The organism is Variovorax sp. GW821-FHT09D07 (assembly GCF_059416345.1).
This window is the reverse complement of record NZ_JBWKOY010000001.1, coordinates 772,572-789,439: the sequence shown is the minus strand read 5'-3', so window position 1 is coordinate 789,439 and position 16,868 is coordinate 772,572. Positions and strand designations below refer to the sequence as shown.

General features: G+C 68.8%; 21 protein-coding genes. 13 read left to right on the top strand and 8 right to left on the bottom strand.

Annotation, left to right across the window (positions count from 1 at the left end):
* Nucleotides 1-14 precede the first annotated feature (14 nt).
* Nucleotides 15-866, bottom strand: a complete 852-nt coding sequence (locus AC07OX_RS03705) for a PA4780 family RIO1-like protein kinase (RefSeq protein WP_095745783.1) — start codon at nt 864-866, stop codon at nt 15-17.
* Nucleotides 863-1,540, bottom strand: coding sequence for a hypothetical protein (locus AC07OX_RS03700; RefSeq protein ID WP_495259904.1), 678 nt, complete (start codon nt 1,538-1,540; stop codon nt 863-865). Before AC07OX_RS03700 ends, AC07OX_RS03705 begins: the two co-directional genes overlap by 4 nt.
* Nucleotides 1,541-1,596: 56 nt before the next feature.
* Here AC07OX_RS03700 and AC07OX_RS03695 point away from each other — a divergent pair, with 56 nt between their 5' ends.
* Nucleotides 1,597-1,974, top strand: coding sequence for a hypothetical protein (locus tag AC07OX_RS03695; protein ID WP_495259903.1), 378 nt, complete (start codon nt 1,597-1,599; stop codon nt 1,972-1,974).
* A gap of 326 nt (nt 1,975-2,300) precedes the next feature.
* Nucleotides 2,301-3,113 (top strand): ankyrin repeat domain-containing protein, encoded by an 813-nt coding sequence (locus AC07OX_RS03690; protein WP_495259902.1) that lies wholly within the window; start codon nt 2,301-2,303, stop codon nt 3,111-3,113.
* A gap of 3 nt (nt 3,114-3,116) precedes the next feature.
* Here AC07OX_RS03690 and pdxR read toward each other — a convergent pair whose 3' ends face one another.
* Nucleotides 3,117-4,538 (bottom strand): MocR-like pyridoxine biosynthesis transcription factor PdxR, encoded by a 1,422-nt coding sequence (gene pdxR / locus AC07OX_RS03685; RefSeq protein WP_495259901.1) that lies wholly within the window; start codon nt 4,536-4,538, stop codon nt 3,117-3,119.
* Between the two features lie 96 nt (nt 4,539-4,634).
* On the opposite strand from pdxR, the gene AC07OX_RS03680 reads away from it, so the two are divergent.
* From AC07OX_RS03680 to AC07OX_RS03660, 5 genes are all read left to right on the top strand, one after another.
* Complete coding sequence (locus tag AC07OX_RS03680) at nt 4,635-5,378, top strand: NAD-dependent epimerase/dehydratase family protein (protein WP_495259900.1); 744 nt, start codon at nt 4,635-4,637, stop codon at nt 5,376-5,378.
* On the top strand, nt 5,375-5,908 hold the full coding sequence (locus AC07OX_RS03675) for a cupin domain-containing protein (protein ID WP_159271462.1): 534 nt from the start codon (nt 5,375-5,377) through the stop codon (nt 5,906-5,908). Before AC07OX_RS03680 ends, AC07OX_RS03675 begins: the two co-directional genes overlap by 4 nt.
* Nucleotides 5,909-5,970: 62 nt before the next feature.
* Nucleotides 5,971-6,306: an SMR family transporter gene (locus AC07OX_RS03670; RefSeq protein WP_062481473.1), complete on the top strand. Its 336-nt coding sequence runs from the start codon at nt 5,971-5,973 to the stop codon at nt 6,304-6,306.
* 3 nt (nt 6,307-6,309) lie between these two features.
* The gene (locus AC07OX_RS03665) at nt 6,310-7,119 is read left to right on the top strand and encodes an APH(3'') family aminoglycoside O-phosphotransferase (RefSeq protein WP_495259899.1); all 810 of its coding nucleotides are present in this window, start codon (nt 6,310-6,312) and stop codon (nt 7,117-7,119) included.
* A 247-nt stretch (nt 7,120-7,366) separates the two neighbouring features.
* Nucleotides 7,367-7,747, top strand: coding sequence for a helicase SNF2 (locus AC07OX_RS03660; RefSeq protein ID WP_095947133.1), 381 nt, complete (start codon nt 7,367-7,369; stop codon nt 7,745-7,747).
* Between the two features lie 126 nt (nt 7,748-7,873).
* On the opposite strand, the gene AC07OX_RS03655 is transcribed toward AC07OX_RS03660, so the two are convergent.
* Both AC07OX_RS03655 and AC07OX_RS03650 read right to left on the bottom strand, forming a co-directional pair.
* Nucleotides 7,874-8,263, bottom strand: a complete 390-nt coding sequence (locus AC07OX_RS03655; protein WP_062481469.1) for a DUF427 domain-containing protein — start codon at nt 8,261-8,263, stop codon at nt 7,874-7,876.
* Nucleotides 8,264-8,358: 95 nt separating this feature from the next.
* Complete coding sequence (locus tag AC07OX_RS03650; protein WP_495259898.1) at nt 8,359-9,180, bottom strand: NAD(P)H-dependent oxidoreductase; 822 nt, start codon at nt 9,178-9,180, stop codon at nt 8,359-8,361.
* A gap of 88 nt (nt 9,181-9,268) precedes the next feature.
* On the opposite strand from AC07OX_RS03650, the gene AC07OX_RS03645 reads away from it, so the two are divergent.
* Both AC07OX_RS03645 and AC07OX_RS03640 read left to right on the top strand, forming a co-directional pair.
* Nucleotides 9,269-10,162: a LysR family transcriptional regulator gene (locus AC07OX_RS03645; RefSeq protein ID WP_095947135.1), complete on the top strand. Its 894-nt coding sequence runs from the start codon at nt 9,269-9,271 to the stop codon at nt 10,160-10,162.
* Nucleotides 10,163-10,295: 133 nt separating this feature from the next.
* Nucleotides 10,296-10,607, top strand: a complete 312-nt coding sequence (locus tag AC07OX_RS03640; RefSeq protein WP_095747647.1) for a hypothetical protein — start codon at nt 10,296-10,298, stop codon at nt 10,605-10,607.
* 63 nt (nt 10,608-10,670) lie between these two features.
* On the opposite strand, the gene AC07OX_RS03635 is transcribed toward AC07OX_RS03640, so the two are convergent.
* Nucleotides 10,671-12,092, bottom strand: coding sequence for an FAD-binding oxidoreductase (locus AC07OX_RS03635; protein ID WP_495259897.1), 1,422 nt, complete (start codon nt 12,090-12,092; stop codon nt 10,671-10,673).
* 104 nt (nt 12,093-12,196) lie between these two features.
* Here AC07OX_RS03635 and AC07OX_RS03630 point away from each other — a divergent pair, with 104 nt between their 5' ends.
* Nucleotides 12,197-12,913, top strand: a complete 717-nt coding sequence (locus tag AC07OX_RS03630; RefSeq protein ID WP_095745771.1) for a winged helix-turn-helix transcriptional regulator — start codon at nt 12,197-12,199, stop codon at nt 12,911-12,913.
* 18 nt (nt 12,914-12,931) lie between these two features.
* Here the strand turns inward: AC07OX_RS03630 and AC07OX_RS03625 are convergent, their stop codons facing one another.
* Complete coding sequence (locus AC07OX_RS03625) at nt 12,932-13,318, bottom strand: VOC family protein (RefSeq protein WP_070061092.1); 387 nt, start codon at nt 13,316-13,318, stop codon at nt 12,932-12,934.
* A 152-nt stretch (nt 13,319-13,470) separates the two neighbouring features.
* The gene (locus tag AC07OX_RS03620) at nt 13,471-14,172 is read right to left on the bottom strand and encodes a phytanoyl-CoA dioxygenase family protein (RefSeq protein WP_495259896.1); all 702 of its coding nucleotides are present in this window, start codon (nt 14,170-14,172) and stop codon (nt 13,471-13,473) included.
* Between the two features lie 123 nt (nt 14,173-14,295).
* On the opposite strand from AC07OX_RS03620, the gene AC07OX_RS03615 reads away from it, so the two are divergent.
* The 3 genes from AC07OX_RS03615 to AC07OX_RS03605 all read left to right on the top strand — a co-directional run bounded on the left by AC07OX_RS03615 (nt 14,296) and on the right by AC07OX_RS03605 (nt 16,858).
* On the top strand, nt 14,296-14,805 hold the full coding sequence (locus tag AC07OX_RS03615; RefSeq protein WP_495259895.1) for a hypothetical protein: 510 nt from the start codon (nt 14,296-14,298) through the stop codon (nt 14,803-14,805).
* 59 nt (nt 14,806-14,864) lie between these two features.
* Entirely contained in the window at nt 14,865-16,346 is a 1,482-nt protein-coding gene (locus AC07OX_RS03610) for an ankyrin repeat domain-containing protein (RefSeq protein WP_495259893.1), read from the top strand.
* Nucleotides 16,347-16,426: 80 nt separating this feature from the next.
* A complete protein-coding gene (locus AC07OX_RS03605; protein WP_495259892.1) occupies nt 16,427-16,858 on the top strand; it encodes a VOC family protein in 432 nt (143 codons plus the stop codon).
* Nucleotides 16,859-16,868 lie beyond the last annotated feature (10 nt).

The following is a 16,868-nucleotide window of genomic DNA, read 5'->3' as shown; positions in this document are numbered from 1 at the left end:
GCGGAGTCAGCCCGCTATTGTCGCGGCGCTTGCATCCGCAGCTGGCGCGCCGCTTCTTCCGCCCGTGCGTCGTCCACTTCGCGCAGCACGTTGCTGAGGTCGACCGGGCCGGTCTCGCGCACGAAGGTGCCCGTGAGCTCGGTCTCGGGCCGCAGCAGGCCCCGCTCGTAGAGCTGCCAGATCTCGTCGCCGTAGTGCGTCTGCAGCAGCGCGGGCGCGTACTGCCCGAAGAAGTTGCGCAGGTTCTCCACGTCGCGCAGCAGCATGCGCTTGGCGTGGTTGTTGCCGGCTGCGTCCACGGCCTGCGGCAGGTCGATGATCACCGGGCCGTCCTCGGCCAGCAGCACGTTGAACTCCGACAGGTCGCCGTGCACGATGCCCGCGCAGAGCATGCGCATCACTTCCTTGAGCAGGCTGGCGTGGTGGCGCAGCGCATCGTCGGGCGAGAAGGCCACGTCGTTCAGGCGCGGGGCGGCATCGCCGTTGGCGTCGGTCACCAGGTCCATGAGCAGCACGCCTTCGAGGAAGTTGTGCGGCGTGGGCACGCGCACGCCGGCCGCGGCCAGGCGGTAGAGCGCATCGACCTCGGCGCTTTGCCAGATGGCCTCGGTCACCTTGCGGCCGAAGCGCGTGCCCTTGGCCATGGCGCGCGCCTCGCGGGTGTTCTTCACGCGGCGGTTCTCGGTGTAGTCGACGGCCTGGCGAAAGCTGCGCTTGTCGGCTTCCTTGTAGATCTTGGCGCAGCGCGTTTCCTCGCCACAGCGCACGACATAGACCATGGCTTCCTTGCCGCTCATGAGCTGGCGCACGACGCTGTCGATCAGCCCTTCGTCGACGAGGGATTGCAGTCTTTGGGGTGTCTTCATGCGTGCGCCTCCGGCACAGCCAGGGGGCGGGTCGAGAGGAAGGCCCTCAGGCTTTCCGTGCCGATCTGGTAGGCGCCATCATGCCTGTGCGGGGCAAAGCCCAGCTGGTGGTTGATGGCGAGCATGGGTGCATTGACCTCCGCGTTCTGCGTGACGGCGATCACCACCTCGGGATGCCGCTCGCGCACGAGCTGCAACATGATCGCCTTCACGCCCTTGGCCAGTCCCCTGCCGCGCCAGGCGCGGGCCACGCCGGTGAGGCGCTGGAACATGCGGTCGGGGTACAGCTGGTTCCAGCTGGCGTCGCACACGGCGGCCACGTCGTCGTTGGCGTCGCGCAGCAGCACGAGAAAGTGCTCGCCGCCGCGCCGGTCGATTTCGGCGTACCAGGCGAGGAAGCCTTCCAGCTCGAAGCGCAGGGGCGCGCGTTCCAGCGCGCTGGTGGGCGCGTCTTCGAGCAGCGCGGACAGCGGCGCCATCAGCGTGGCCAGCCGATCGAAGGGCACGCGGCCTGCGTGGATCTCCAGGCGCAGCCCGTGCGTGGGCGCGAGGGCGTCGGCGCGCCAGCGTGCGAGCGCCGCCCAGTCGAGGCCGGCGAAGGCCATGCGGTTCTCGATGCTGCGGTGCTTTTCGGTCGCGCCGATGGCCGCGAGGAACGCTCGGCCTTCCGGCAAGTGGGCCTTGAAGGTCGCGGTGGTGGGGCGCGCGTCTCCATCAGCGCCAGAAGCCGGTGCAGCAAGGTGCTGGCCACGCCCTGTCGTTGGTGCGATCGCAGCACGCCGCCCCACACGTCGATGAAAGGCGCGAAGGTCGCGTAGTCGGGCGAGCCTTCGCGGCGCACGCCCATGTTGAGGCTGCCGACGATGCGCCCCTGTGCGTCCCGCGCGAAGGCGCGGTGCACCACGTGCAGCGGCGTGTGCTGGCGCACGTCCTGCTGGGTGTGGGCGTCGTCGGGCTGCGGCTCGCCCGGAAAGTCTTCGTCGTGGCGCTGGCGCCAGTAGGCCAGGGCCTGCGCCCATTCTTCAGCGGACGCCCGCTGCGGATCGAAAGAAGAAGTCGTGAACTGCCGCGCATCGGCGGCACGGGTTTCAAGCATGGTGAGCCTTGATTCGAAAAGGGAACGGACCGCGCGCGGCACTCATGTGCCGGCGTGGCGTTGTCTGAATCGGACGGCGTGTCGCGGCAGGACACCGCGAGGGTCGAACGGGCTGGCTGGTGGTGCCTTCAGCGGCACCTGGAGCGTGGAAAGCGCTTCAGCAGCAGTTCGGATGCGACCCGACGAACCGTACGTGGGAGGGAGAGTGAATAGCAGTGTCTTCCATCGCGCACCTCCAGTCCGGTTTGTTGATCGAGGCGTCGAATGTAGCGAGGTTCGCGCGGTCTGTGAAGTGCAAGGCGCGTGCGGCAGAATCCAAAAACCAACAGGGAGATGCCATGAATCCGAAGAAGATCTTCGACGCGGCGGGCGAAGCCGATGTCGACACGGTGCGCGCCTGCATCGCGGCCGGGGCCGACCTGGCCGCCGTGAACAAGCAGGGCTTCACCGCGTTGCAATGTGCCGCGGCGGGTACGAACGAAGCCGAGCTCGAACCGATCCTCGCCGTGCTGCAACTGCTGCTCGAGGCCGGCAGCCCGCTCGAATACACCGGCACCGGCGGCCGCACCGCGCTGTACCTCGCGGCCGAGTTCTCGCCGACCACGGAGCCGGTGCAACTGCTCATCGACGCGGGCGCGAACCCCGACGTGCGCGACAGCCACGGCAACCACATCACGGAGAACGCGATGGAGGAAGAGGTCGCGCAGCTGCTGTCGCGCATCACCGGCCACGCGCTGCCCGAACCGCCGCCGCCCGAGCCTGACCCGGTGAAGATGAGCGCCGCGCAATGGCGCGCCGCCGAGGCACGCATCGCCGACGTGTTCGCCGCGCTGACGCAGGCGGGCCTGGTCGCGCTGCAGGACGCGGGCGACACGCAGTCCGACGGCTTCTCCGATTGCTCCGAAGCGTTCCGCGAACGCGGCGGCAAGAAGGCCGGCGTGCACGGCTTCTGCTTCTACACGCGGCAGGACCAGAACCGCGCCAAGCGCACCAGCCAGCTCTCGCTCGCGTTCTGGGGCGCGCCCGAGGGCGGCGATGCGGACATGCAGCGCGTCGGCGAACTGGTGGTCGGCCAGTTCCGCGGCGCGGGCTTCGAGGTGCGCTGGAACGGCGCGTCGTCGATGCGACCCGAAGTCGATCTGCGCGCGTAAGCCTCAACCCAACGCCGCGCGCAGCCGGGTCGCGAGCTGGCGCGCCTGGGTGGGCGAGGCGACGTTGGTGAAACCCATCAGCAGCCCCTGGCTTTCAACGGCCGTGGTGCCCCGGGCCGACAGCGGCTGGCAGTTGAGGCCGGCCGCTTGCGCGCGGCGGGCCAGCACCACGTCGCTGTTGCGGCGCCCCTCGAAGCGCGCGATCAGGTGCATGCCGCCGGCCTGCAGGTCGATGCGCACGCTGTCGCCGAAGGCCTTGTGCAAGGCCTCGACCAGCAGGGCGCGGCGGCGCGCGTAGAGCAGGCGCATCTTCTTCAGGTGGCGCGAGAAATGGCCGTCGCGCATGAAGTCGGCCACCGTGGCCTGCGTGATCTGCGGGCAGCCGTTGGACGCGATGCGCGCCGCGTCCTCGAAGCGTTCGCGCAGCGATTCGGGCACCACCAGGTAACCCAGCGCGAGGCCCGGGTAGAGCACCTTCGAGAAGCTGCCCGCGTACAGCACGCGGTCGTGCCCGTCGAGGCTCTTGAGCGCGGGCAGCGGCGCGCCGGCGTAGCGGTACTCGCCGTCGTAGTCGTCCTCGACGATCCAGGCCTTGGCGCGCGAGGCCCAGTCGAGCAGCTGCAGCCGGCGCGCCAGCGACATCGACATGCCCAGCGGCGCCTGGTGCGAGGGCGTGACGACCGCCATGCGCGCCTTCGGCGAGCGGCGCACACCTCGCGCGACGGCCAGGCCTTCGTCGTCCACCGGCACGGGCACCACGCGATGGCCGGCGCTGTGCAGCACGTCGCGCGTGGGCGCGTACCCCGGGTCTTCGATCCACACGCGGTCGTCCCGGGCGAGCAGCGTGCGTGCCACCAGCGCCAGCGACGCGCGGTAGCCGCCAGTGACGAAGACCTGCGCCGGCTGGCAGGCCACGCCACGCGACACCCGCAGGTAGGCCGCGATGGCCTCGCGCAGCGGCGCATGGCCTGCGGGGTCGCCGTAGAACAGGTCGGCCGCGCCCATGGCGCGCGCACGGCGGGCCATCAGCCGCGCCCAGAGCTTGCGAGGAAAGGCGTCGAGCGCCGGGATGCCGAGTTGCAGCGGTGGCGGGGCGGTGGGGCCAGCCAGTGCGGGCGCATCCGCGACGGGGCGCGAACCGGCGCGCACCGGCCGCTGCACCGGCAGCGACGGCGACACCACCGTGCCCGCCTGTCCCTGCGCGCAGAAATAGCCTTCGCCCGCGAGCTGGCTGTAGGCCGCTTCCACCGTGCCGCGCGCCACGCCCAGCTCGCTGGCTAGGCTGCGCGCCGACGCTACGCGGTCGCCGGGGCGAAGCACGCCGTGTTCGATGGCCGTGCGAAAGCGCTCGTAGACCTGGCGATGCAGCGGAGTCGCCGTCGAGCGGTCGATGCCGGGGAAGGCGTTGTTTGGCGGTTTTGTCATGGCCCAGTCATTTTGACGATTCTTGGTTCTTTCGTCTGGTGCATCCCGATCCTAAGCTCGTGGCTTCGAACAGCCAGCAGGAAAGAAGGACACGCAATGGGCGAGAAGGTATTCGTAGCGGGCGCGACCGGGGCCGTGGGCTCGGCGCTGATCCCGCTGCTGGTCGAGGCCGGCCACACGGTGCATGGCGGCACTCGCCGGGCCGAGCGTGCGGCGGCGCTGGAGGCACGCGGTGCCACGCCGGTCGTCGTCGATGTGTTCGACGCGCAGGCCTTGCGCGACGCGCTGGTGCGCATCGCGCCCACGGTGGTCATCCACCAGCTCACCGATCTGCCCCGGGACCTGGACCCGGCGCTCATGGCCGAAGCGGTGGTGCGCAATGCGCGCGTGCGCATCGAGGGCACGCGGCACCTCGTGGCGGCGGCGCTGGCGGCCGGTGCGAAGCAGCTGATTGCGCAGAGCATCGCCTGGGCCTATGCGCCCGGGCCGACGCCGCACACCGAGGACGATCCGCTCGACCTCGGGGCCGAAGGCGGTCGCCGCATCAGCATCGACGGCGTGGCGGCGCTGGAGCGCAGCGTGCTGGGTGCCGTCGGCCTCACGGGCACGGTGCTGCGCTACGGGCAGCTGCATGGGCCGGGCACCTCGAACGCGGCACCGAAGGGCGCGAGCCCGGTGCATGTCGAGGCCGCGGCCTGGGCAGCGCTGCTCGCGATGCGGCATGCGCGCGGCGGCATCTTCAACATCGCGGAGGACAGCGCCGAGGTCAGCAGCGAGAAGGCAAGGCGCGAACTGGCGTGGCATGCGGCGCTGCGGTTGTCGCAGGAGGTCGTGTCGTGAAGGCCGAACGCTGGCATCGCACGCCGTCGATCGGCGCGGGCCTCGCGGGGCTGTCGCTGGTGCTCGCCGCCGGCTGGGCGCTGATGCCGCGCACCGGCCAGCAGGAGGCCGTGCAGTGGTTCGCCGACGTGTGCAGCGCGGTGGCGCGGCCGATGTTCGCGTCCGCCCCCGTGCCTGCGGGCTCGGAGGCCACTGCGCGGCCGGCGACGCAGGTCAAGGTGCTGTCGTGCGAGGCGCTGCCGCATGTGCCCGGCAAGTCGGTGACGACGGTGCTGGTCGACTTTCCGCCGCTGGCCTATTCGCCCGCGCACCGGCACCCGGGCTCGGTGACCGCGATCATTGTCGAGGGCACCATCCGCTCGCAACTGGGCGGCGGCCCGGTGGGCACCTTCAAGAGCGGTGAGACCTTCTTCGAGCCGCCGAACACGCTGCACATGTTCGCGGAGAACCCCGACCCGGTGAAGCCCGCGAAGCTGATGGCGGTGTTCGTGACCGACAGCAATTGCGGCCCGCTGCTGCTGCCGCCCTGAGCGGCCCCGGATCGCGCAAGGGCTCCGGCGCCTGCCGCGCCAGGCGCGTTTAGAGTCCGGCGATGACCCTGACCTATGCATACCTCGCTGTCGCGATCGTCGTCGAAGTGCTCGCGACCAGCTTCCTCAAGGCCTCGGACAGCTTCACCCAGCTCTGGCCCAGCGTGGCCACGGTGGTGGGCTACGCCGTGTCGTTCTACTTTCTCTCGCTCGCCCTGCGCGTGCTGCCCACCGGCATCGCCTACGCGATCTGGTCGGGCGTGGGCATCGTGCTGATCTCGGTGGTGAGCTGGCTCTGGTTCGGCCAGACGCTCGATGCGCCGGCCATCGTCGGGCTGGGGCTCATCATCGCGGGCGTGGTGGTGGTCAACGTGTTCTCGAAGTCGGTGGGGCACTGAGGCATGGGCACTGTCGAACAGCTGCTGCCCCGGTTGCCCGCCGGCACGACATGGATGCGGGCCAGCGAGGGCGAGTCGGGCGATGCGGTGTTCCGCCGCAGCGACGGCGCGGCCTTCGCGAAGGTGTCGCTCGGTGCGGGCGCCGCGCAGCTCGACGAAGAACGCCGCCGCACCGAATGGCTCGCGCCGTACAACGTCGGCTCCGCGCGCGTGCTCGACTGGCGCGCGACGCCCGAGGGCGCCTGCCTGGTCACGGCCGCGGTGCCGGGCGTGCCGGCCAGCGACCTGCCGGCGGCCGAGCTGCTGCGCGCCTGGCCGTCGATGGCGCGGCGGCTGCGCGCGCTGCACGAGATTCCGGCGGGCGAGTGCCCGTTTGCGCGCCCGCTGTCAGCGATGTTCGACCGCGCGGCCGATGTCGTTGCACGCGGTGCGGTGAACCCGGAGTTCCTCGACCCCGACCAGCAGGACGTGCCGCCGCCGCTGCTGCTGGCGCGGTTGCACGCCGACCTGCCGCACAGGCTGGCACAGGAAGCGCAAGACCTCGTGGTGTGCCACGGCGATGCCTGCCTGCCGAACTTCCTCGTTGACCCGCAGACGCTGCAATGCACGGGCCTCATCGACGTGGGGCGGCTCGGCACGGCGGACCGGTATGTCGACCTGTCGCTGCTGCTGGGCAATGCGCGCGAGAGCTGGCGCGATGCGGCCGACGCGCGCGCCGCGCATGCCTTGCTGTTCGCGCAGTTGGGCATCGACGCGCCCGACGACGGCCGGCTCGATTTCTATCTTCGGCTCGACCCGCTGACCTGGGGTTGATGGCCACGCCGGCGCGCCGCATTGTTTCCTTTTCGGGAACGCCGTGGTTCTTTTTGCTGCGGGTTTTTACCTAGATCCCGCCGCACAATTCATCTCACGGACCGGCCCCCAAAAGCCGGGCCGGATGAACAGGCCCCGAGCGAGTTGGCCGCCCTTCGAGAAGAGGGACGGTGACCCACCCCAGACCGGTTCAAACCATCCAAGCAAACACTTGTACTACTGAACTGAATTGAAGAAGGAAACCGCCATGAACGCCTCGAAGATCCTCTCCGCCGTTGCTGTTGCCCTGATGGCCGTCGCCGGTGCCGCCCACGCTGAAACCTACGAAGGCGTGCATCGCCTGACCTCGGCCGCCAGCCGCGCCGACGTCGCCGCACAAGCCGTCGTGGCCGCGCACAGCGCCGACCCCTATGCGACCGGCGCCGAGGCAGGCCCCGCCCAGGTGTTCGTGTCGACCGTGAGCCGCGACGCCGTGCGCGCCCAGGCCGTGGTGGCCGCTCGCAGCGAGAACCCCTACAGCGAAGCCGTGACCTCCCGCGTGGCCCCGGTGCTGGCCAGCGGCCTGGACCGCGCCAGCGTGCGCGCCGAAGCCCGTGCCGCCGCACGCGGCGAAGCACTGCCGCTGTAATCGATCGGTCTGACAGGCAGGCACGCGCACTCGGCCCCACGGGGCGGGTGTCGGCGGGCCAGGGAAAGAAAAACCGGCCTTGCGAAAGCAAGGGCCGGTTTTTTCACGAACGGAGTGGGGCGGTCGTCAGAAGCAGCGTTCTTCGATCGTGCCCACGCGGTCCGGATAGAAGGCCACGTAATCCTTGATCGGCGCGACCGATTCATAGGGTGACTCGTAGGTCCACACGGCATTCACCGAGCGTTCGCCGCCGGCTGGAATGCTGTAGTAGGCGCACTCGCCCTTGTACGGGCAATAGGTCGCATGCGTGGTGCGCTCCAGCAGCGACATGCGCACGTCCTTGCGCGGAAGGTAATGCACCGTGCCGAAATGCGACTCTCGCAAGGTCAGCGCCTCGCGCGAGCTGGCAATGACATGGCCTCCCACCGACACCACCACGCGCAACGGATTCGGCGTGATGGTGATCGCATGGTCGGGGCCCGGAATCTTGACGGTGCGTTCTGGCGTAGCGAACATGGACAAGCTCCTTCGGACGAATCGGCGGATGCGCATCTTGCTGCGTTGTCGCGACGATTTGAAGTCTCCCGCGAATCCACCTGTTCCCGGCGTGGTTAAAGGCGGCCCGGCTCGAAAACCAAAGTTTCAGATTCGCTGTTTTTGCGGTGCACACCGAAGCCCGCGCGGCCCGGCGCGATGTGTTCGCGCAGCGTGAGCGCCGGAATTTCGTAGTCGCCACCGTTCTGTCGGCGGAATGCGATCGGGTCGGTGGACCACAGCGTGTCGAGCCGCTCGCCCAGCTCGCCGGTGATGCGTGCATAGGCTGCGGCATCGACTTTGCCCGTGCGGTGCACCACGAAGGGCGGCAGCACGTCGAAGCCCGGGTAGTAGAGGATGCCGTGGTGGATGGGAAACAGCAGGTCGTCCATCGGCCCGTTGATGCCGCGCGGGGCGTAGTGCGAGGCCCAGCCGCCGGTGGTCACCACCAGCATCGCGCGCTTGCCGGCCAACGTGCCTTCGCCGAAGCGGTCGCCCCAGTGTGTATCGGAATGTTCGCCCACGCCGTAGGCAAAGCCGTAGGCGTAGATGCGCTCGATCCAGCCCTTGAGGATGGCGGGCATCGAGTACCACCACAGCGGGAACTGCAGGATCACCGTGTCGGCCCACAGCAGCTTCTCCTGCTCGGCGGCGATGTCGGCGGTCTGCGTGCCGCCCTCGAAGGCGCGCAGCGAATCGAGCACGGGGTCGAAGGGCGCGGCGGTGTCGCGCGCGGGGAAGTCGTCGGCGTCGAGCGCCGGCTTCCAGCGCATCGCGTACAGGTCGGACACGCGCACGGAATGGCCCGCGCTCGTGAGGCGTTCGACCATGAAGCGGTGGAGCGAGCCGTTCAGCGAGGAGGCGGCTTCGGGATGGGCAAGGACCAGCAGGATGTTCACGGTGTCAAAGGGTTCGAGTGAAGATGCCCTCAGGTTAGGGATTGCCAAGCTATATTGGAAATGAATAGTTTGAATTCCAGGTATCGCCATGAACAATTTCAGCCGCATCGACCTCAACCTGCTGGTCACGCTCGACACCTTGCTGGCCGAGCGCAACGTGACCCGCGCGGCCGAGCGCCTGAACCTCTCGCAGCCCTCGGTGAGCGTGCAGCTCGCCAAGCTGCGCGAGCTCTTCGACGACCCGCTGCTCGTGCCCGCGCAGCGCGGCATGCGGCCCACCGCACGTGCCGACGAACTGCGCGAGCCGTTGCGCGAAGCGCTCGCCTCGCTGGGCCGCGCGGTGGCGCCCAGCCAGCCCTTCGACCCGGCCAAGGCGACCACCACCTGGCGCGTGGCCGCGGCCGACTACGCCGAGTCGGCCATCCTGCTGCCCGCGCTGGCCGGCCTGCGCGCGGCCGCGCCCCACACCCGGCTGGCCGTGGTCGAGGCCGTGCCGACGCGCATGGCGCGCCAACTCGAGCAGGCGGAGATCGACCTGTTCTTCCACACCAGCGTCGGCGCGCCACCGGGCCTGCACCGGCGCGTGCTGTTCCACGAGCGCTACGTGCTGGCCGGACGGGCAGGGCACCCGCGCCTGAAGCGCCGGCCCACGCTCGCGCAGTTCTGCGCGCTGGAGCATGTGGTGGTGTCGCTCAGTGGCGGCGGCTTTGCCGGCCCCACCGACGAGGCGCTGGCGGCGCAGGGCCTCACGCGGCGCGTGGCGCTGTCGGTGCCGCACTTTCTTTTCATGATGTCCGTGCTGGCCAGCACCGACATGGTCGCCATGCTGCCCGAGCGCCTGGCGCGCGGCGCACCGGGGCTGCGCGTGGTGGAGGCGCCGCTGGAGGTGCCGGGCTACGAGATGGCGATGCTGTGGCACGAGCGGCGGCATCGCGACCCGGGGCATCGGTGGCTGCGAGAGCAGATCGCCCGGAGCTTGTAGCCTCAGCTGGCGAGCCGGTCGCCCCCTTTGCCGGCGTCGGCTTTTCGCCATGACGGCGCAGAGCTTGCCGCTGCGGGCGTACAGTCGGCGCGTGGGCCTGTCGGGGCTCTCTCTGCACGAATGGAGGTCGAAGATGGCCCAGCACGCAATTACCGCTGTTCACTTCAAGGACGGAAAGGTGGACCTCGTCGCCATTCACCCGGTCGTGGAGAAGGAGTTCGGTTCGACGGAATTTTCCCTTGGCACCGCACAGCGCGTCAGCGTCGGCGAATGCGTCAAGCTCCTTGCGGCCGGCGAGGAGGTGTGCCTGGCCCGGCGCACTGAAAACCACGGCTGGGAAGTCATTTGCGACGCCCGGCTCTTGCCGGGCGGGACCGCTTTCGCTGGCGTCGACATCCTGGACCGTCCCACGGATGCCCTGCTGCAGCTTCCTGCGTGGGACTAGGTCACCGGGGGCCCGCGCTGAATGCACCTTTGAAGGGCCGCCAACAAGTCACCGACGATCGGTTCAGCCGGAGACACTCTTTGTGTGACGGAAGAAGTTCTCGGGGTCGTATCTGCGCTTGAGCGCCGCGAGTTTGTCCAGGTTGGCCCGGCCGTACGCGGCTTCGATGCGGTCCTGACCCTCTTCCTCCGTCAGGAAGTTGATGTAGGCCCCGCCTGTCGAGCAGGCGCGCGTCGCTTCGAAGCAGTCCCGCGCCCACTGGATGTGGATGTGGTCGTCGCCCGGCTTCTCCCAGGAGCCCGCGATGTTCAGCACATAGGCCGCGTCCCGGTTGCCTGCCGGCGAATGCCCGGCAGGCAGCTCGCCCAGCGCACCCTGGATCTGGAACAGGAGGATGGCCGAATGGGGCGACTGAATCCGGCCCGCATGCGTCACGGCGAGGTCGATGGTCCGCTGATCGATGCCTGGCAGGTAGTGCGACTTCCAGTAGTAGCGCCGTCCCTTGGGCTGCGTGGCGTCGAGCAGGCTCTGCATCTGCGTGTAGGGCCGGCGCGTCACGATGTCGGCCACCGGCTGGCCAAGCCTGCGCAGCGGTGCGATCAATGCTTCTCCCTCTTCGACCTTGCCGGTGTAGCAGACGAAGATGGCCACGATCGGCTTGCCGTGCATCTCTTTCGGGAGCCAGGGGGCCGGCGGCGCGATCCGCAGAACGGCCACGCTGGTCAGTTCGCGCGGGGCCTCTGCGCTGAACGCACGGTAGGCGTCGAGAACCTGCCGGGCGTCGTCGCCGCTCCATGCGATCGCACCGCCCAGGATTTCGGGGCCGACGGGAAAGAGCCGGTACTCGAAGGAGGTGACGATGCCGAAGTTGCCGCTGCCGCCACGCAGCGCCCAGAACAGGTCCTCGTTCTCGTCCGCAGACGCACGCACGACTTCGCCGCTGGCCGTCACGACCTCCATCGAGACCACGTTGTCGCAGGTCCAGCCGTGGCGACGCGTGAGGTAGCCGAATCCGCCGCCGACGGTGAGGCCTGCAATTCCGGTGGCAGACACAAAACCGAGCACGGCGGCGAGCCCGTGCAGCTGCGTCTCGCGGTCGACGTCGCCCAGCGTGCAGCCCGCTTGCGCGCGCGCCGTGCGACGCGCCGGATCGACCCAGACACCTCTGAGCAGCGACATGTCGATCATGAGGCCGCCCTCGCAGACCGCCAGCCCTGCGATGTTGTGGCCGCCGCCGCGCACGGAACTCAGAAGCCCGTGCTGGCGCGCGAACCGGACGGCCTGCACGACATCGACCGTGCCGGTGCAGCGCGCCACCAGGCCAGGGCGACGATCGATCATCGCGTTCCAGACCTTGCGCGACTCCTCGTAGGCCGGGTCCTCCGTGGTCAGCACCTGGCCTTTGAACGTGGCCTTGAACGACTGCAGGATCTCCGGCGAAAGGTCCACGGTCCCGCCGTCCATGCGTGTGAGTTGGATCGTCATGAGTCGTCTCCGAAAAGAGTGAGGAAGTCGGGGGGCAGCTTGCGCGTGACCCGGCGAGCGAACAAGTCCAGAATCTGAAGCGTTGCCGCTCTGGAGACGAGGCGATGGAAAACACCTACGGTCAGTTCTGCACCGTCGCCAGGGGGGCCGAGGTGTTGTGCGAGCGATGGACGCCGCTGGTCGTGCGCGAGTTGCTGTGCGGCAGCAAGCGCTTCAACGACCTGCATCGCGGCGTCCCGCGAATGTCCACCAGCCTGCTGGCGCAGCGGCTTCATCGCCTCGAGGAGTTCGGTGTCGTGCGCCGCAACACCGTCGGCAAGGTGTGGGAATACAGCCTCACCGAGGCCGGCGAGGAACTTCGGCCCATCGTCATGGCGCTGGGCCATTGGGGTGCGCAATGGATCGGCAGCCGCCTGCGCGACGACGAACTGGATGCGGGCCTGCTCATGTGGGACATGCGCCGGTTCGCGTGCATCCAGGAGTTCCCGCCCCGACCCGTGATCATCCACTTCCAGCTGCGCGACGCACGAACGCGCGAGCGCACGTGGTGGCTCGTGGTGGAGGACGGCGTGGCTGATCTGTGCCGCGACGACCCGGGGCGCGAGCTGACGCTCGTGGTGGATGCCTCCGTGCGCGCCTTGACCGAAGTTTGGACGGGCGATCGCACGCCTGCGCAGGCGCTTCAGTCGCGCGAGATCCGTGTCGATGGGGCGAGGTGCGACGCGCAAGACTTGTGGCGGTGGCTGGGCACCAGCGTGTTCGCCTCGACGCGTCGCGCTGCGGGACGGAAGTTGCCGGACGGCCAATCTCTGGCGCCGTAGCAGCTCACGGCGAGCCAGCTACGCCGGTGCAAGGTCCTCGTGGATGCACAGGAAGTTGCCTTCCGTGTCCTTGAACCACGCCGCCTTTTCCGAACCGAGCACGCAGACATGGTCGACCGTCTTCAGGTCGGGAAAGTCGTAGTCCTCGAACACCACGCCGGCGCGCTTCAGCTTGTCGATGCTGGCGGCGATGTCCGGCACCTGGAAGCTGATCGCCGTGTGGTCGGCCTTGGTGCCCTCGGGTTTGGGGAACAGCGCCAGCGTGCTGCCGCCCACCGTGTAGACGAACTTGCCGTCGGGCCGCAAGCCACCGGCCTTCAGGCCCAGGCAGCCCTCGTAGAAAGCGCGCGCGCGGTCCATGTCCTTCACCGGAAGCATGGTCGTGACAGACGAGTTGGACAGCATGGTGGGTCCTTTCGCACAGTTCGGCGCAGCGGGTGCCGCTTGGCGGCATGGCCTTGGCTGGCCGGGCGGTGGTCAGCTTACGCCTGAGGCGGGTGCGATGCCAGTGCGGTGGGTAACCTGTTTGGTGACGCGAGGCCCTTCGCGAACTCGCCTCAGGTGTTCAGGAAGCAGCGCGTCGTCGCCATCATCCGCACGTTTTTCGTCGAGTTGACGGAGGGCGTGTGCAAGAGGCGCAGGTCCATCAGGAAGACATCGCCTGCGCGCCCTGACATCTCGACGAGGTCGATGCCCAGTGGATGGAGGCTCTGCGCCAGGTCGCCGGTCGTCTTCAGAAGCTGCCTCAGCTCGGAGGCCGCAACGCGCCCCGGTGTGCCGACGCGATGCGACCCGGCCAACGCCAGCGTCGCGCCGCCGCCGGGTGCCACGTCGTCGATCAGGAAGAAGGCCTGGATTCCCGGCAGCGGATCTTGCGGTCGGGCCGAGACGTCGACGTGCCAGTTCAGGCCCGTGAGGGTTGAGGCGCCTTGAAGGGGCGGGGACAGCAGCAGCTGCGTGTCCTGGATGGCGGTCGGGGCGCGCCCACCGAGTCGGGTGACGCAGTCGATCAGCGCCGGCGTCACCAGCGCTTCATGCACGCCGGGCACCTTGACGAGTGCCGACAGCTTGCCGATCTGCTGGAAGACGGGGAGTTTGTGCAGCGCGCCGGGCAGGCTCTTTCCACCGGACAAGGCTTTCAGGCGTTTGATCTCGTCGAGCAGTTTCTGCCGCAGGCCCGCGATCTGCTTTTGCGGATGGAAGCCTTCCAACCGCACATAGCCTTTGTCGGTGAAGAAGTCGGTGTGAGAGGGAGTCATGGCTTGAAGCGGCCGCGCAGTCCGCCAATGAACGTCGCGCGGCGTGGAAGCAAGAATACAAGAGCGGCTGCACAGGGCGGGCATGGCTAACATCGGCCCAAAGCAGATCAAGGAGGACGCAGGATGACGGTGGTGGCAGAGACTTTGCGGATGGCGACGCTGCAGCAGCTCGGCGCGTCCGCGCCCTTGGTGCAATTGGCGATGGGCGAGTGCCTCCATGAAGTGTTCCGCACGGTCTGCCTGGGGCCGCCGTTCCTTGCGTACCACGGTGCCCGCGCACCCGACGGGCCGCCATGGGTTCCGCTGTGGGATCGCGGCAGCCGGGTGACGGGCCTGCGCGCGCATCCGGATGGCCTGGAGTTCGTCGAGTTCAGCGTGGAAGACCCTCGCGCGTTCGAGCGGATCGCGTTGACCGAGCAAGGCTTCTGGGTGACCCGGTTCGACGTGCTGTATGAAAACGATGTGCCCGAGAGCGTCCTGCACGAGGCCGCACGGCGGGTCGGGTTCCGGTATCTGGATCAGCACCTGGCTGCGAGGGAAGAGGCCGAGGAGCGACTGAGCACCTTCAGCGATCACCGCCTGTGGCTGCAAGGCCTCGTGGCGGACATCGATCGACAGGCCAGCGAGGCCTGACCGCAGTGTTCACACGAAACCTCTCCTTTCATTGGTGCATCGCCCTCGCATCAGCTCTCATGCTCCACATGCCGGCGCACCCGGCCGAGGCCGAACCCGCTCGCGACACGACGTCCGCGCAAGCGCAGATCCCGTTCTTCGATGCCGTGGAGCGCGGTCGCCTGCGCGAGGTCGAGGCATTTCTTGCGCAGGGCTTCGGTACCAACGATGTGCAGGGCTACGGTTTCAATGTGGGCGACTCCCCGTTGATGAAGGCCGCGCAGCAAGGCAACGCGCAGATGGTGAAGTTTCTGCTGCGTCGCCATGCCGATGTGAACTACCGCAATGCCAACGACGGCGAGACGGCGCTGTTGCGTGCAGCCAAGTTCGCGGGCTCTGGCGGCATCAGCGACACGCACGCCATCGACTTCCGCCAGACCCTGGCGCTGCTGCTGAAGGCGGGCGCGAACCCCGACACGCCCGATCGCAACGGCGGCCTTCCGTTGTTCTTCGCGCCCACGACCTGGGTCATTCAGGCGCTGCTGGCTGCGGGCGCGGACCCCAATGCTGCGACCAGTAACCCACCGCTGATCGAGCACGCACACGACCCTGCGCGCGTGCGGCTGCTGCTGGCCGCTGGCGCGCGGCCGGATGTGCGCGATGCGCAGGGCGCTTCGGCGCTGGCGATGGCAGCTGAGAAGGGCCGCCTTGCAAGCGTCCGGCAGCTCCTGGCGGTCATGTCGCCGGATGCGGTGCGGGGCGCCGATGCCGATGGGCACAACGCGCTCGATGCGGCGGCCAGGGGTGGCGATGGGAGGATCGTTCGCCTGCTGCTGGCGCAGGGCCTGCCGGCGACCGAGCGCGCCGTGCGTGCAGCGGCGACGCAGGGGCATCTGCAGGCCGCCCGCCTGCTGCACCGGGCCATGGACCCGCCGCAGTGGCCGCCCCTCGAAGCGGGAGCACCGGCCGAGGCACGGGTCTATCTGCTGATCCTGCAGCAGAGGCCGCAGGAGGCCCTGGCCGCCTACCGCGCCTTCGAGACGGTCGCTTGCGGACGCATGACGCCGTTGGCGTCGGCGGTCGATGCCGGCAATGTGGAGGCCGTGCGCGCCTTGCTGGCCCTGGGCGTCGACGTGAACCACCAGACCCCCGCGCCGTTGCGCAGCGAGCTGGTGCCGCAGCCGCAGACCTCGTCGGGGCTGCCCCGCCTGGTCCATGTGCTGCCGCCTCCTTGCAACGACGCTTCGCTCGCACCGCAGGCAGGTTCACCGACGTTGCTGCAGGCCGCGTTGCCTGTCGGCCGGTTGCCGTTCGCACCCGCGCCCGGCACTGAAAGCGCCTTGCCGCAAGCGGGGTTCTGGACGGACAACGCCCTGATGCGCGCCGTGGCGCGCAACCACCTCGAGATCGCACGGTTGCTGGTGGCGGCAGGTGCCGATCCGGCGCTGCGAAGCCACTACCCGCCGCACGCATCGGCGCAAGCATGGCTGCAGACGCGCCCGCCATCGCATGGCGCGTCGCTGGCCGCATGGAAGAAATTGCTGAAGCTGAGTCGGCCCTGAGATGCAAACCCTGTCGCTCGATATCCGAGGTTGGCTTTGGTAGATTCCGCCACTCCGATCTCCACCGACAGGAGCGCTTCATGAGTACACAAAAAGAACTGCATCGCGGCCGCCTGATCGACCACATCGGACTGGTCGTTCGCGATCTGGCGGCCAGCAAGGCCTTCTACAGCGCCGTCTTCGAGGCGCTGAAGATCCCGATGGGCGGCTCGGACGCGCGCAACTTCTGGGCCGACGAGCTGTTCGTCTCCGCGCCTGGCAGCGAGGAAGTGCAGGGCGAAGTGACCGGGCGCCACCACATCGCATTCCAGGCGCAGGACCGGGCCATGGTGGACGCCTTCTACCGGGCCGCATTGGCGCACGGAGGCCGGGACAACGGCCCGCCAGGTGAACGCGCCTACCACCCGGGCTACTACGCGGCGTTCGTGCTGGACCCGGACGGCAACAACATCGAGGCCGTGTTCCACGGCGAGGCCGATCGCAGTGCGGCTTCGGTGCGGATCAGGTTCTGATCGCTCCCGG

Excerpts from the sequence above, each read along its gene's own strand:
- AC07OX_RS03705 (WP_095745783.1), bottom strand. The coding sequence starts at position 866 with ATGAAGACACCCCAAAGACTGCAATCCCTCGTCGACGAAGGGCTGATC.
- AC07OX_RS03690 (WP_495259902.1), top strand. The coding sequence starts at position 2,301 with ATGAATCCGAAGAAGATCTTCGACGCGGCGGGCGAAGCCGATGTCGAC.
- pdxR (WP_495259901.1), bottom strand. The coding sequence starts at position 4,538 with ATGACAAAACCGCCAAACAACGCCTTCCCCGGCATCGACCGCTCGACG.
- AC07OX_RS03680 (WP_495259900.1), top strand. The coding sequence starts at position 4,635 with ATGGGCGAGAAGGTATTCGTAGCGGGCGCGACCGGGGCCGTGGGCTCG.
- AC07OX_RS03670 (WP_062481473.1), top strand. The coding sequence starts at position 5,971 with ATGACCCTGACCTATGCATACCTCGCTGTCGCGATCGTCGTCGAAGTG.
- AC07OX_RS03665 (WP_495259899.1), top strand. The coding sequence starts at position 6,310 with ATGGGCACTGTCGAACAGCTGCTGCCCCGGTTGCCCGCCGGCACGACA.
- AC07OX_RS03660 (WP_095947133.1), top strand. The coding sequence starts at position 7,367 with ATGAACGCCTCGAAGATCCTCTCCGCCGTTGCTGTTGCCCTGATGGCC.
- AC07OX_RS03655 (WP_062481469.1), bottom strand. The coding sequence starts at position 8,263 with ATGTTCGCTACGCCAGAACGCACCGTCAAGATTCCGGGCCCCGACCAT.
- AC07OX_RS03645 (WP_095947135.1), top strand. The coding sequence starts at position 9,269 with ATGAACAATTTCAGCCGCATCGACCTCAACCTGCTGGTCACGCTCGAC.
- AC07OX_RS03640 (WP_095747647.1), top strand. The coding sequence starts at position 10,296 with ATGGCCCAGCACGCAATTACCGCTGTTCACTTCAAGGACGGAAAGGTG.
- AC07OX_RS03635 (WP_495259897.1), bottom strand. The coding sequence starts at position 12,092 with ATGACGATCCAACTCACACGCATGGACGGCGGGACCGTGGACCTTTCG.
- AC07OX_RS03630 (WP_095745771.1), top strand. The coding sequence starts at position 12,197 with ATGGAAAACACCTACGGTCAGTTCTGCACCGTCGCCAGGGGGGCCGAG.
- AC07OX_RS03625 (WP_070061092.1), bottom strand. The coding sequence starts at position 13,318 with ATGCTGTCCAACTCGTCTGTCACGACCATGCTTCCGGTGAAGGACATG.
- AC07OX_RS03620 (WP_495259896.1), bottom strand. The coding sequence starts at position 14,172 with ATGACTCCCTCTCACACCGACTTCTTCACCGACAAAGGCTATGTGCGG.
- AC07OX_RS03615 (WP_495259895.1), top strand. The coding sequence starts at position 14,296 with ATGACGGTGGTGGCAGAGACTTTGCGGATGGCGACGCTGCAGCAGCTC.
- AC07OX_RS03610 (WP_495259893.1), top strand. The coding sequence starts at position 14,865 with ATGCTCCACATGCCGGCGCACCCGGCCGAGGCCGAACCCGCTCGCGAC.
- AC07OX_RS03605 (WP_495259892.1), top strand. The coding sequence starts at position 16,427 with ATGAGTACACAAAAAGAACTGCATCGCGGCCGCCTGATCGACCACATC.